This is a genomic window from Paucihalobacter ruber (genome assembly GCF_006494535.1).
GTDB classification, from domain to species: domain Bacteria; phylum Bacteroidota; class Bacteroidia; order Flavobacteriales; family Flavobacteriaceae; genus Paucihalobacter; species Paucihalobacter ruber.
Genome location: NZ_VHIQ01000001.1, coordinates 522976 through 537692, shown reverse-complemented (window position 1 = coordinate 537692; position 14717 = coordinate 522976). Strand labels below are relative to the sequence as shown.

At 36.7% G+C, this 14717-nt stretch carries 10 protein-coding genes; 5 read left to right on the top strand and 5 right to left on the bottom strand.

Going from position 1 to position 14717, the window contains the following annotated elements; all coding sequences use genetic code 11:
• Positions 1-16 precede the first annotated feature (16 nt).
• The 5 genes from FJ651_RS02355 to FJ651_RS02335 form a co-directional block, all read right to left on the bottom strand.
• Entirely contained in the window at positions 17-2542 is a 2526-nt protein-coding gene (locus tag FJ651_RS02355) for a S9 family peptidase (protein ID WP_140988788.1), read from the bottom strand.
• A gap of 256 nt (positions 2543-2798) precedes the next feature.
• Positions 2799-3413, bottom strand: coding sequence for a deoxynucleoside kinase (locus FJ651_RS02350; protein WP_140988787.1), 615 nt, complete (start codon positions 3411-3413; stop codon positions 2799-2801).
• A 4-nt stretch (positions 3414-3417) separates the two neighbouring features.
• A complete protein-coding gene (locus FJ651_RS02345; RefSeq protein ID WP_140988786.1) occupies positions 3418-4200 on the bottom strand; it encodes a hypothetical protein in 783 nt (260 codons plus the stop codon).
• Between the two features lie 32 nt (positions 4201-4232).
• Complete coding sequence (locus FJ651_RS02340) at positions 4233-4916, bottom strand: response regulator transcription factor (RefSeq protein ID WP_140988785.1); 684 nt, start codon at positions 4914-4916, stop codon at positions 4233-4235.
• Positions 4906-6438, bottom strand: a complete 1533-nt coding sequence (locus tag FJ651_RS02335) for a sensor histidine kinase (RefSeq protein WP_140988784.1) — start codon at positions 6436-6438, stop codon at positions 4906-4908. The genes FJ651_RS02340 and FJ651_RS02335 overlap by 11 nt, the downstream gene beginning before the upstream one ends.
• Before the next feature lie 323 nt (positions 6439-6761).
• Between FJ651_RS02335 and FJ651_RS02330 the strand changes: the two genes are divergently transcribed.
• The 5 genes from FJ651_RS02330 (at position 6762) to FJ651_RS02310 (ending at position 14574) form a co-directional block, all read left to right on the top strand.
• Positions 6762-7130 (top strand): hypothetical protein, encoded by a 369-nt coding sequence (locus FJ651_RS02330; RefSeq protein ID WP_140988783.1) that lies wholly within the window; start codon positions 6762-6764, stop codon positions 7128-7130.
• A gap of 3 nt (positions 7131-7133) precedes the next feature.
• On the top strand, positions 7134-7985 hold the full coding sequence (locus tag FJ651_RS02325) for a GLPGLI family protein (protein WP_140988782.1): 852 nt from the start codon (positions 7134-7136) through the stop codon (positions 7983-7985).
• A 105-nt stretch (positions 7986-8090) separates the two neighbouring features.
• The gene (locus FJ651_RS02320; protein ID WP_140988781.1) at positions 8091-8966 is read left to right on the top strand and encodes a GLPGLI family protein; all 876 of its coding nucleotides are present in this window, start codon (positions 8091-8093) and stop codon (positions 8964-8966) included.
• Between the two features lie 36 nt (positions 8967-9002).
• Entirely contained in the window at positions 9003-11708 is a 2706-nt protein-coding gene (locus FJ651_RS02315) for a TonB-dependent receptor (protein WP_140988780.1), read from the top strand.
• 376 nt (positions 11709-12084) lie between these two features.
• Positions 12085-14574 carry an outer membrane beta-barrel family protein gene (locus FJ651_RS02310; protein WP_140988779.1) on the top strand — a complete coding sequence of 830 codons (2490 nt, stop codon included), beginning with the start codon at positions 12085-12087 and terminating at the stop codon, positions 14572-14574.
• The last annotated feature ends 143 nt before the right edge of the window (positions 14575-14717 follow it).

Below are 14717 nucleotides of genomic sequence, written 5' to 3'. Positions count from 1 at the left end.
GTCTTATCAATAAATATTATCCTTTTGTTTTGGGTGTGTCTCTATTCATTTCGGTGATGTCGACTTCTTCAATTTCATGGCCCAGCAGGTGTTTACTAAAATGATCGGCTCTTAACCAGAAGGAATATTCGGTCATGTTGCCAAAGCCATGACGCTGCCCGGGCATGAGCATAAAATCAAATCTTTTATTGGCTTTTATCAAGGCTTCAGCCATGCGAATGGTGCCGCCGGGATGAACATTGTTATCTACATCGCCTGTGATGAGCATTAATTTACCTTTAAGATTTTTGGCCAGCGATTGGTTGGTGTCAATCATATACTTGTATTTTACATTACCATTGTCGTCTATTTCCTCTTGAACACCATGGTGTGTTTCACTCCACCAGCTGTTGTAGATGGTATTGTCGTGATTTCCGGCAGACGACACGGCAGCTTTAAAAAAGTCGGGATAAACCAGCATAGCAGCGGTAGACATAAATCCGCCACCCGAATGCCCGTAAATTCCAACCTTTTCAATATCGATAAAATTATAGGCGTCGGCCAATTGCTCGGCTACGTGACGCTTATCGGCAAGACCGTAATCGCGCAAATTGCCGTAACCGTAATTGTGATACCACTTAGAACGGTCGGGATGACCGCCTCGGTTACCTAATGTCACTACTATAAATCCAACCTGCGCCATTCTGTCTAACCTGTCCATTCCTAAAGAAAAGGATTTGTTAACTGCCTCGGTTTGCGGACCCGGATATACATATTGTAATAAAGGATATTTTAGTGTTTCATCAAAGTCAAAAGGTTTATACATCACACCATAAATATCGGTGATACCATCATCGGCTTTCATTTTAAAAGGTTCCGGAAATTGATATCCCGCTGCCATCAATTGCGATAAATCGGCTTCTTCCAGCTGCATGACCACATTACCTGAGCTATTTCTCAATTCAGATTTCGGAACGGTATTTACTCTAGAGTAATTGCTCACAAAAAACATATTGGAGTCTGCCATACTGGTATTGGTGCTGAAATCACCGGGATTAAGCGATTTCAGACCACTGCCATTCAAATTAATTTTATACAACTGCTCGTAATAGGGGTCTTGATCTTTCGGGATACCGTGCGCGGTAAAATAGAGTGTTCTGGTTTTTTCATCTACACCAATGGCGCTTTCAACATGAAAGGAACCTTTGGTAATTTGATTTTTCAGATTGCCTTTTGTGTCGTACAAATAATAATGTGCCCAACCATCGCGCTCGGCCCAGTGCAGCATCTCGGTTTCGTTGTTGAATAATACTAAGGGGCGTGTTTCAATATAAGTATTAAAGCGTTCTTCTATAAGCGTTTTAACTTCACCGGTATTCATATCGGCAACACATATATCTAATTTTTTGCGATCTCGACTAATGGTATTGAAATAGATATCGCCTTTTTTAGATAGTAATAATGCCGGTTTAAAATCGTCGTCGCGATCGGAGTTTTTAATAGGCTCGCGATACACCTGTATACTCTGCTGTTTGGTGGTGTCAAGGGCAACTTTGGTCATCCCTTTTGTTGGGATATCAAATACAATCATTTCATACTTATAAAATTCATCTTCGCCCGGCATATGGTATTTGTAAGTTTCTAGAGTTGGACGTTTGTCTGAAGTGGTATTGATTACCCATAAATCTTTAATGTGTCTAGAATCAGATTTTTGAAAGACGAACTTTTTCGAGTCGTGCGACCACAAGCCATAAATACTTTTTCGGTCATCTTTTTCTTTAATTTTACTCTCATTGGTTTCGCCGCGACCACTGCTACCACCGTAGGAATAGTGTTCCTCACCATCTGTGGTCCATTGATTTTCAACAATGGTGGTGTCTTTTTCATTTTTTACGGCCTTCAGGAAGTTTTCTTTATCCATCCAATATAAATTGTGATGTTTTGAAAACAGAACAATAGAACTGTCGGGAGCTATGTTGGCCCATTTTTTCCAGTCTTCTTTGTCTTTCTTTTTGTTGTCTAGAAGTGTGAGCGAGTTACTGCCCAATTGGTATTCAAAATGGTATACTTTGTTTTCCATTTTGGGTTTTTTGGGTTTCTTTTTGGTTTTGGTAGAATCGGTTTCAACCGTAGTTTTTTCGTCTTCATCTTCTGTAACTTCAACTTTTTCTGTTGAGGTAACTCTAAATTGAATAGCGGTTTCGTTTTTTACAAATTTAAAATCGAAACGTGGCAGGTGTTGGGCGTCGTAGGGATCTTTGGTGATTTCAGTAAGCCATCGGGCCATTTTTTCGTTGTCGAATAATTCGGTTTTGGTTCGTTTATCGGCGTCTACCAGGTAATATTTAGAACCTTCGGTGGTTTTGTACTGGTACCAAAAACGATTACCATTTTTTAACCAATGTGGATTCACTGAAGTAGAATGAACCAGTTTGGCAAGATTAGTTGGCGAAAATTTTGCTGCTGCACGGTAGTTTGGTGTTGGTGTGTTGTTGGGTTTGTCTTGCGAATGGGCCATCAACATTAATAGCCCTAAAAAGGAAACAAAAATAGTTTTTTTCATGCGATGTGAAGTTGGTGATTTGATCATTAAAGCTACTAAAGTAATAAATCATTACTATGGAAGCCAACACCAACAATCGAGTTGGGTGTTTTTTAAAGAAAGATTAACGTTTATAGGAGATTTAACTATTCCGACAAAAAGTGCACCATCAAATACCTGAAGAATAAAACCCATCAATTCAGCGATAGGTTTTACGGTTGAAGTTTATTGAGTTTTATAGGTGTCTATGGATAAAAATTAGTGGAATTGTTATGGTCTAAAACAACCCATTAATTTCAGCATCAATTTTATTAATGACCAAACCTAAATCTTCAGGGTTGGCAACAAAATCTATACGATCCACATCTATAATCAGTAAATTGCCTTTGTTGTAATCGTGAATCCATGCTTCGTAACGTTCGTTAAGTCGACTTAAATAATCAATACTGATGGAGTTTTCGTAATCGCGACCGCGTTTGTGAATTTGAGACACTAAATTTGGAATGGAGCTTCTTAAATAAATTAATAAATCCGGGCCTTTTACCAAAGATTCCATTAAATCAAAAAGCGAGCGATAATTTTCAAAATCTCTATTGGTCATTAAACCCATGGCATGTAAGTTTGGTGCAAAAATATGGGCATCTTCATAGATGGTACGGTCTTGAATAATGTCTTTACCACTTTCTCTAATTTGTAATACCTGACGAAAACGGCTGTTCAAAAAGTAAACCTGAAGGTTAAAGCTCCAACGTTCCATTTGGTTGTAAAAATCATCGAGATATGGGTTGTCTACTACATCTTCAAGTTGGGCTTCCCATTTGTAATGTTTGGCTAAAAATTTTGTAAGCGTTGTCTTTCCGGCGCCAATGTTTCCTGCTACGGCAATATGCATAATGTTAGTCTAATTTTAGTTGGTAGTGGTGTAAAATTTCACCATCGTAAATATACAAGGTTTCTGTGGTTGCAAAAAACTGTTTTATTAACAAATTTGGTGATTTAATGGGTTGCATGACCTCTAAATCTTTCGTCACTCTGTATAATTGCCCTTGTTTTAAAACTATGAGTTTCTCTTTTGAAAGTGCTATTTTTTCGTAGCCGTTGTTTGGGATTTTAGATATCATGCTACCCAAATAATTATACTGATAAAGATAATTTTGAGTGAGTAACCAACAAAAGTTGAAGTTGCTTTTTAAATCCAGAACCTTGCCGTTAATTGGTACCGATCTAAATCTCGAGCGATTTTGCTTGTAATCGTACAATTCCAGTTGCTGGCTGTCTGTATTAAAAATCCATACTGTGTTGTCCGGTCCGGTAGACAGATGGGTGATGTTTCTAAAAGGTTGTAATTGGTTAAAATCGATGATAAACACATCGGCCATCCGATTATCTAAGATGATAAAACTATTCAAGTCTTTATAAAAAATATTGATTTTTAAGGGATTAAAAATATTAACACTTTCAATAGTGCCCAATTGCACATTACTAAACGTTGTTTCTTTACCATTACTGCGTTTAATAAAGTTGTTGTTTATTGTGGTGTAATAAAAGTTGTCAAACTTGTCGTAGCCGCCAATCACTTCGGCTTTTACAGCTTCAGTTTTAAGGAGAACTGGCACAATAGTGTCCTGACCAAACAAAGGAACCACTCCTATAAAAAATGTAAAAAACAATCGTATCATACAAGCCACAAATTACAAAAATAAATAGATGTTTAGCACACTAATTTATAACCGTAACCGCGTACATTTAGTATTTGAATCGTCTCGTCTTTTTGAAGTTTTTTACGAAGTTTGGTAATAAAAACATCCATACTGCGCGCCGCAAAAAAGTCGTCGGTACCCCAAAGGTGATTGAGAATGATGGTTCGATCTAAAACCTGATTTTTATTTTTTATTAAATGAAACAGTAAATGGGCCTCTCTGTGTGTAAGTTGAACAGCTGCCTCGGTTTTATAAGCAAGTTGTTGCTTGGGAAAATCAAAGGTGTAGTCGCCCAATGTAACCAGTGCCACTTTATGCTGATGCTTTTTACGGTCGAGTAAATTATGAACGCGCACAATCAACTCTTCCATGCTAAATGGTTTCTTTAAATAATCGTTGCCACCAATCGAAAAACCTTCCACCACATCGGCAGTTTGAGATTTAGCTGTTAAGAAAATAATAGGAACGCTATGGTCAATGGTTCTAATATCTTTTGCCAGAGTAAAACCATCTTTTTTAGGCATCATCACATCTAAAACCAACACATCGGGTTGATGTTTTTTGTAAGCTTCAAAGGCTTTGTCTCCATTTTCACAAAGTAATACCTCAAAATCGCGTGTTTCAAGACTCTCTTTAATGATTTGTCCCAAAGCAGCTTCATCTTCAGCTAATAATAATTTTATTTTAGCGCTCATGAGGCAACTTAATTTTAAAGGTTGTTTTATGGTCATTCAAATTTAAGACAATACTTCCACCGTGTTTTTCTATGATGGTTTTGCTGTAAAACAAACCAATTCCAAAACCTTTCACATCATGTGTATTACCCTTTGGAACACGATAAAACTTATCGAAGATGCGATCCTTGTCCGAATTTTTTAAGCTGTTGCCATTATCTGAAATATCAATTTCAATATTATTTTTTAAGGATTTAATACCCACTTCAATTATATTGCCGCCATATTTAACGGCATTGTCTAAAATGTTATTAATGGCATTTTCAAAATGAAAGACATCTACTTCAGTCGAGATGAGATCGCTGTCTTTATTGATTATAAAAGTCTTATCGGGATGCTGATTTTTAAAGCTATTCACAGAGGCTTCGATTAAATTGCTCAGATTAATTTCTTCTTTACTAAATTCAAGTTCGTTACTATCTAGAGTGGCCGTTTCCAGGAGTTTTTCAACCATGGTATTCAATTTCGCTAACTGGTTGGCAGACATGTTAATATAATGTCTGGATTTGTTCTTGTCATCTATGGCGTTAAAAGTACTCATACCTTCTAAAGCGGCACTAATGGTGGCAATGGGTGTTTTAAATTCGTGGGTAATGTTGCTAATCAAATCATTTTTAATTTCGGCCAATTGTTTTTGATGATTGATGATTTTGAGCAAATAAAACAAACAGCCAATCACTCCTAAAACAAGAATTGAGGACAATAAAATACCGCCCGATATTCGTTTTAAAAGCAAAGGCATTTCATTGGTAAAGTACAAGTTTAATTCACTTCCCGGCGGGAGAAAGCTTGAGTTTGCTTTGGTGTTGAGGCCTTTTACCAACGAGTCCGATTTACTTGTTGTTTCAAAGTTGTCTTCAAACCATCTAAAATACTGCGCCTTTTTATCATTGCTATACTGCATGAGGTAAGTGACATTTATTTTTTTTCGTTGGAATTCGTTTTTAAGCAGACTGTCAACTTGCTTCAAATCTAAACTGTCGTTTTTGATGGATATCACAATTTTAGATGTTAAGAATTTGATTGCTTTTTCTTGAAGTGAATCGGGATTATTTCTTAAAAAAGAAGTGGTGGCGTTATCATCTTCAAATCTGGCGTACTCAAGAGAAATGGTATCCATCGATTTAACCTCGGCGCCTCTAAAAACAGTAACGCCTTCTATGCTTTCAGGTTTGATATGGTCTAATTTTTTAAATTTGTTTTGGGTACTATCAATACTTGATAAAATTTTAATAAAAGTGCTGTCCTTTCCGAAGATATTTTTTTCAGAATCGCTGTTAAATGTAAATCCAACAGTGGAATTTTGTGCCAGGGCAGCATAATAATCGTCAACAGCTTTATCCAAACTTATTTGAACTTCGTTAATGAGTTGCTGTTTGTTGACGAGGTAGTTTTTATAATTCCAATAAGCTTGAATGCAAATGGTGGCCACAATAACGGTGGCAATTACGTATAGAATCCAAGTGTAAGTTTTACTATTCATGTGTTTATATTTATTGATTTTCAATGGTCACATGGAACGCCCTGCGATAATCAGACTTCTGTGCGTCAATATTTCTACATTGACGTTTCATCTGTTTATATTTATTTGTTTTTATCGGTCAGACCTGCCTTTGCCGGCAGGCAGGTGCAATGCCCACAAAATCATTCTCGGTTGGTTTACCATTTTGTTAATGGCCATTTCATAAATCAAAAGTAGTTTTTTTAGTTTTCACCAATACAATTGGTTAACACACGTTAACACTGGTTAACCTTATTGCTGATTTATTGTTGTCATATTTGCACTGTAGAATTAAAACTCAAATTATGAAAACTGTTATTCTTTTTATCACCATGCTCATCGGCTTTTCGGTAGCGGCACAAACAAAACCATTAAATGGTCAAATTTTAGAATCTAAGGTGTTAACATCCAATATAGGTGTCACACTAAAAGCTGATTCTTTAGAAAAAATTGAAACTTTGAACGATGATGATGTTAGAGCCATATTTGAATCATCTAGCCCAAATCAAAGCATTTATTTTGAATTTGTTTGTGAGAAAGACCAGGGCGATAATTACTTAATAGAAAATTTTTCACTCAAAATTGAAGGTAATTCAAATGAACTTGACGTTTTTATGAGCCGTTTTCAAAAAGCAAAAAAGACCATCATAAAATTTTATAATCAAAATCCATAAATCATGAAAAATATTCTAATTAATTTGAGTATTGTTATGTCAATGCTCGTAATTTCAAAGGTCTCTGCGCAAGACTTTCAAGGTATAGCCACCTACAAATCTCATAGGAAGGTAGAAATTAAATTGGATAGCACCAAGGTTACCAGTGCCATGGAAAAAGAAATGCAAGAAATGCTAAAAAAACAATTTCAAAAAACATATAAATTAGTGTTCGATAAGGAGACTTCTATGTATAAAGAAGAAGAAACCTTAGAAGCACCAAACACATCCGGCGGAATAATGGTTACTTCTTTTGGTGGCGGCGGAAGTGATGTGTTATTTAAAGACACAAAAGCACTTGAATTTACTAGTCAAAAGGAAACCATGGGTAAAATATTTTTGATTCAAGACAGTTTGCATAACTACGACTGGAAACTTGAAAACGAAACCAAATTTATTGGTGATTACACCTGCTTTAAAGCCACCTACACCAGAGAGATAGAAGTGCCAAAAACCAACAACCTTAGTTTTTCTGTCGTTGAAAGTGACGAAGAACCTGAAATGGTTAAAAAAGAAATTGTAACCACCGCATGGTACACCCCACAAATTCCTGTTTCAAACGGACCCGGAAAATTCCAGGGTTTGCCCGGGTTAATTTTAGAAATTAACGATGGCTCTCAAACCATAGTTTGCACGAGTATTGTATTGAATCCAACAGATAAGCTGGAAATTAAAGCACCAACAAAAGGTAAAAAGGTAAGTCAAGCAGAATACAAAGTGTTGGTAGATAAGCGGCTTAAAGAAATGCAAGAACAAAATAGGCCAACAGGTAGAAGTGGCAGCGGCGAACATATCCAAATTAGAATTGGCGGATAACTTTAAGATAAATTTAACTACAACCACTTTAACTTTAAGATTTTAGAATCGTCTAAGTACTGTTTAATCGCATACATTTACATCGACTATTTTAAAATCAACTATATGAAATCTTTTTACAACCTTTTGGTTATTAGTTTACTGTTGCTGTTTTCAATGACTTTTCAAACCATTAATGCCCAGGATTTTCAGGGAAGAGCCGTATACCAAACTAAAACCACTATGGATATGGGCAATTGGGGCGGACGCGAACTATCTGAGCAGCAAAAAAAACAGATGATGGAGCGAATGAAGACTTTCCTTGAAAAAACCTTTATACTCACCTTTAATAAAACCGAGTCTATTTATAAAGAAGAAGAAAGATTAGAAGCGCCGGGGGCCGGTGGTGGCGGAAGAGGTTTTGGCGGATTTGGAGCCAGTTTAACCGGCGGGCCGCAATACAAAAATGTAAAGGATCTGGCCTTATTGCAAGAGCAGGAGTTTTTTGGGAAGCAGTTTTTGGTAAAAGACGAATTAAAAAAATTAGACTGGAAAATGACCGGCGAAACCAAACAAATTGGTCAGTATATGTGTTTAAAGGCAACGGCTACTAAAGAAGTTGATGAGTTCGACTGGAGAAGTATGAGAAGACGAGACGACACGGCCGAGAAAAAAACCGATACAACCGCTACAAAAGAGGTCTCCGAAGAAATAGAAATCCCCAAAACCGTTGAAGTCACGGCTTGGTACACACCTCAAATACCGGTAAGTCACGGTCCCGGAGAATATTGGGGATTACCCGGTTTAATTTTAGAGGTTAGTGCAGACAGAACAGTTATTTTATGCACTAAAATTGTGTTGAACCCTGCCGATAAGGAAGAAATCAAAGTACCATCAAAAGGAAAAGAAATAACACAGGAAAAGTATAACGAAACCGTAAAGGAAAAAATGGCCGAAATGCGCGAAATGTGGAGTGGCCGCAATAGAAGCCGCGGCTTCTAAATAAAAAGATTACTTACTAACTACTAAACCAACTAAATGAACAAATTTTTTATACTACTGTTTTTAACTGTAGTGTCGTACAGCAATGCCCAGGTTAAAGTACAAGGCGTGGTAAAAGACAGTATCGGTTCGCCATTAGAGCTAGCCAATGTTATTGCCATAAATATTGAAACCAACAGTTTAGATGCTTATGCCATTACCAACGACAAAGGCAGATACCAGTTATCGCTAAATAAAAATGCCAGATATAAATTACAGGTAAGTTACATAGGCATGAAAACTTCCGAAGAAACCATTGAGACCAAAGAATCCGACATCAATAAAGACTTTATCCTAATAGCCGATAATGCGCTTGATGCGGTAGAACTCACCTACGAAATGCCCGTAACCATTAGTGGCGATACTATTGTTTACAATGCCGACTCCTTTAAAAGTGGTACCGAGCGTAAGCTGGAAGACGTACTTAAAAAGCTGCCCGGAGTAGAAGTCAATGCCGATGGCCAAATTGAAGTAGATGGCGTGCGTGTTCAAAAGTTGATGATTGATGGTAAAGATTTTTTTGATGGCGATACCAAGCTCGGTGTTCAAAACATACCTTCCAACGCGGTCGACAAAATTCAGGTGTTAAAAAATTACGCTGAAGTCGGCCAGTTAAGCGGTGTGCAAAACAATCAGGATAATATTGCCATTAATATCAAATTAAAAGAAGGCAAAAAGAATTTCTGGTTTGGTGATGTTACTGTGGGTGGTGGTGCTTCAACCGAAAATGAATTGTATCTGGCACAACCAAAATTGTTTTATTACAGTCCTAAATACAGTATTAATTTTATCGGCGATATGAATAATATCGGCGAGTTGGCACTCTCTAACAGGGATATTAGAAATTTTTCAGGGGGATTTAGAAATCCCAGCAGACAAAGTGGTACCAATATTAATTTAGGAAACAATAATTTAAATTTTGCAGCCTTACAAAATAACAGAGCGCAAGATTTACAGACTAAATTAGGAGCGGCTAGTTTTAATTATTCACCTAACAACAAGTTAGATTTGAGTGGTTTTGCCATTTTTGCCGGTAGTCGTATTAGATTACAGCAAAATAGGGATCTTATTTATACCGATCAAAGTTTGGGTATACCAGACGAAGAAACGCGTTCCAGAACGCGCCAAAGTAGCGACCAAGGCATTTTAAAGTTGAGTGCTATTTACAAACCCAATGTTAATAATCAGTTAGATTACGATGTTTTGGGAAGAATGTCTAAAGAAGTGCAAACCGAGCAATTATTTTCATCTGTACTTGGTAACACAGACCAGATTGAAGATGTTACACCTTTCAGCATCAATCAGAACTTGAACTATTATTATACCCTAGACGAAAAAAACATCTTTGCGTTTGAAGTACAGCATTTATTGCAAGACGAAGATCCGTTTTACAATGCCGTATTAGAAGATAAAGACAGCTATGAAAATACTGCTACAGCTTTAGGTTTTGACAACCTTCAAAACAATTTCAATATTGCGCAAGATAGAAGAGTTAAATCAAATCAGTTAGACGCCAAGTTAGATTACTGGAATGTACTCAATAATAAAAGTAATATCAACTTTACATTTGGAACCATCTTAAGTCGTCAGGATTTTGATTCTAATATGTTTCAGTTTTTAGACGATAACAGCGTGTTTACACCAACGCCAATTTTTAACGATGGATTAAATGTAAACGATACCCAGTATAACTTTAGCGATTTGTATGTTGGGGTGCACTATACCTTAAAATCGGGAATCTTCACCTTAACACCAGGTTTTTCAGCGCATGCCTATGGTAACAGAAACGTGCAGTTTGGTGAGGAATTTGAAGATAATTTCTTTAGAGTACTGCCCGACTTTCTTGCGAGAATTCAGTTAAAAAAGAGTGAAACTATTATTTTTAATTACCGCATGCAAAACCAGTTTACCGATGTTACTAATCTGGCACGCGGACTGGTGCTTAATAGCTTTAACTCTATTTTTTCGGGTAATGAAGCTTTAGAGAATGCGCTGTCTCATTCTGTAAATTTAACGTACCGAAGCTTTAATTTATTTAATTACACCAATGTAATAGGAACCTTAACTTACAATAAAAGTATAGACCAAATTAGAAATTTAACCAATTTTGAAAGCGTTATTAGAACCAGTTCGCCTTTTAATTCGGCATTTGCAGATGAAACTTTTTCTGCCTTCGGACGTTTTCAGCGCACCTTTGGAAAAATTAGAGCTACAGCTAATGGCCGTTTCAATTATGCTAAGTTTAACCAGTTTATTCAAAATGTGAGATCTGTAAACCAGAGTTACGGACAAACCTACACTGCTGAGGTGAATAGTAATTTTAGAGAAGCACCCAATTTTACCGTCAGATATACTTACGGCATCGATCAAAATGATCAAGGTTCCAGCTTTACAAAGTTTTACAGAAACGCACCTTCCGTAGAGTTCGACGCCTTGATTTGGAAAACATTTACCTTTAGAACAGATTATGCTTACAATAATCTAAAAGATGATAATAGCACCCTCAATACGTTTGAAATCTGGAATGCCTCATTAAACTATAGAAAAGATAAAGACTCAAAGTTTGAATATGAGATTAGAGCTACCAACTTACTCAATACACAATCTCAGGTCAACTCCTCTGCAAATAATATTTCAGTTAGTGTAACGGAGTATTTTATACAACCCAGATTTATCACCTTTAGACTGCGATATAATTTGTAAATAAAAAAGCCCTTCCATAATTTGAGAAGGGTTTTTTCATTTTTAATGGATAGTTAAATTATTGGCTCCTCCTTGTTTTGCTTAATCTCATTTCTACCAATTGACATATAGGTGTTTCGGCGCTTTGTACTTGCCAAATCTCATCTTTTCGTATCGATATCATTTTTTTGCTTAAATTATTCATAGTCAAATATTTTAATTGCTTTTTTTTAATTTGACACCTCACAATTATAAAAGCATTGAGAATGCCACTGTAACAAAATTTAATTTGAATAGTCTTTTATAAACACATGCTGCTTGAATTATTGTGATACTCTCATCAAGTAAACATAAGCACCTAATTCAACAGCTTAATAACCAATAAATCAATCAAAAAATGAACAGACGAGTGTTGTTATGTATGCCTTTGGCATTACTATGGAGTTTGACCATTTGGTCAACCGTAAATTCAAAAACGTTTTACAAACCGGCTTCAGATGGCAAGGGAAGTGTTGAAGGTATTGTAATTGACGCCTCTCACCAAGTACCTTTAGCTTACGTTACAGTAGTCATTGAAAATACTTTAGGAGAAATTTTAACCGGCGGTATTACAGATGATAAAGGATACTTTAAAGTTAATAGTTTACAAGAAGGTAATTATCGCGTTAAGATACAGTATATAGGTTTTAAGACCTATCAAAAGGACATTAGCATTTCCGCTGATGCTTATTCCGTTAATCTCGACACCATTACACTTGAGGAAGATATGACCTCATTAGAGGAGGTAACGGTGGTGGCAGAAGTTTCGAGCATTGAGCAAAGAGTAGACCGCAAGGTGATTAATGTTGGTAAAGACCTAACTACTGCCGGGCCTACTGCCTCAGACATTATGAATAATTTACCGTCGGTACGGGTTGACGAACAAAGTGGCGAACTAACATTTAGAGGTAATCAAAACGTTACCGTTATGGTTGACGGGAAGTTGTCGAACGTGCCGGTGGCTCAGTTGCTTAAACAAATACCTTCCAATGCTATTAAGCAAATTGAATTAATTACCAATCCGTCTGCCAAATACAATCCTGAAGGTATGAGCGGTATTATCAATATCATACTTCACAAAAATGTGGCCATGGGTTTTAACGGCAGCGTAGATGTTGGCTTAGCCTATCAAATAGAGCCTAAGTTTAACAGTGCCTTGAATTTAAATTACAGAAATGGCAAGTTTAATTTTTATGGTAATGTGAGTAATAATATTGCCAAAAACGACAATTTTGGCTCCATTAACAGAACAGATGAAGGTGTTAATCAACGATTTGATTTGTTAAACAGAAACAAGTCCACATTATATAAAATCGGGGTTGATTACTACATTAATGACAAAAACACCCTGTCGGTTTTTACCAATCAGAATATTTTCGACGGTGGATTAATAGGCGATACATTTATAACCGGTGAAGCTAATAATCTGGCAGAGATCAATCAAAACTTAGATATAAACAATAATAACGATTCGCAGCAATACAACTTGGCCTACAAATTAAAACTGGATAAAGAAGATCATACCCTTGAGTTTGAAGCAGACCATAATAGGTTTGATTCAGATGCTTTTAATGTTAATACATTTAATGGTTTTAATACCCGACCTAACTTTATTGAAGACATTGGTGTTAAAAGAGAGCAAAGCATTTTTAATTTGGATTATGCCAATCCTTTATCTGAAACCAAGAAGCTGGAAGCCGGATTAGAAGCAAGATTGTTGAATTCGGTGACCGATTATTTTTCCGATGCCAGAGTACAAAACATTGATGGAGATTTTATTCCAAATGCCACGAATTATGATTTAACGCGAGATATTTATTCAGGTTACGCCACTTTTGGCAATAAAATAGATAAATGGACCTATCAAGTGGGCTTAAGAGCTGAGAATGTTAGAGAAACCGGAATTGCCATTGAAACCGACTTAAATACCGAAATTGACAACAGCTTAACCTTTGCCAATAATTATTTTGAGTTGTACCCGTCGGCTTTTGTTACCTATGCACCTTCCGAAAAGGGGACTTATCAATTGAGTTACAGCAGACGCGTGGACAGGCCCAATCCCAATCAGTTAAATCCGTTGCCCGAATTTACAACGCCTTTGGTTTCGCAGTTTGGGAATCCTGATTTAAAACCGCAATTCACAAATTCGCTAGAGGCCAATTATACCAAACAATTTGAAAAAGGCAGTATAACCGGTGGTGTTTTTTACAGGGTGATTCAAGATGAGATTAATCAGTATTTATTTATAGACAGAGACGATCTCAACCGATTGATTATAAGTTTCGATAATTTTGATAACTCAGTGTCCTATGGGGTGGAAGTCTCTGCAAGTTTAAAACCTACCGCCTGGTGGAGCATCAATACCGGCATCGATGTGTTTTCGAGGTCTCAAAAAAGTATCGCCGAGCGTTTAACGGTACCAACCAATGAGGCCGGTGTAGACGATATTATCAGGGAAACCGTAACAGTAGAAAATGTGGTTTTTAACGCTCGCCTTTTTAATAATTTTAAGGTCACCAAAAAACTGAGTCTTTCTGCTTTCGGACTGTTTAGAGGTCCTCAGGATGGTGTACAGTTTAACTCAAAGGCCATGGGTATGGTTAATTTGGGCATGCGTTATAATTTTGTTGAGAACGGCACATTTTCACTTAATTTTAATGATATTTTTGGAACCATGTTCTCGAGATTTGAGAGCGACAGACCATTTAGACAAGTGGGTAACTGGAATTGGGAAAGCAGAACTGTATTTGCAGGTATCAACTACCGTTTTGGCGGTGGAAAATATCGGGCCATGAGCAGAAAGCAACGCGATGATAACGAAGCCAAGAGTGACGGCGGTATGTTTTAGCCAAATATGGTCACTTTTAAGTCGAAACAAAATTTATGAGAATAAAAGCCCTTTATCAATTTTGAGAAGGGCTTTATTGTTTTTAGCGAGTGTATCATGTTCTTATTCCCTGAACTTCCCTGAATAGAGTTGACCGTTTTTAA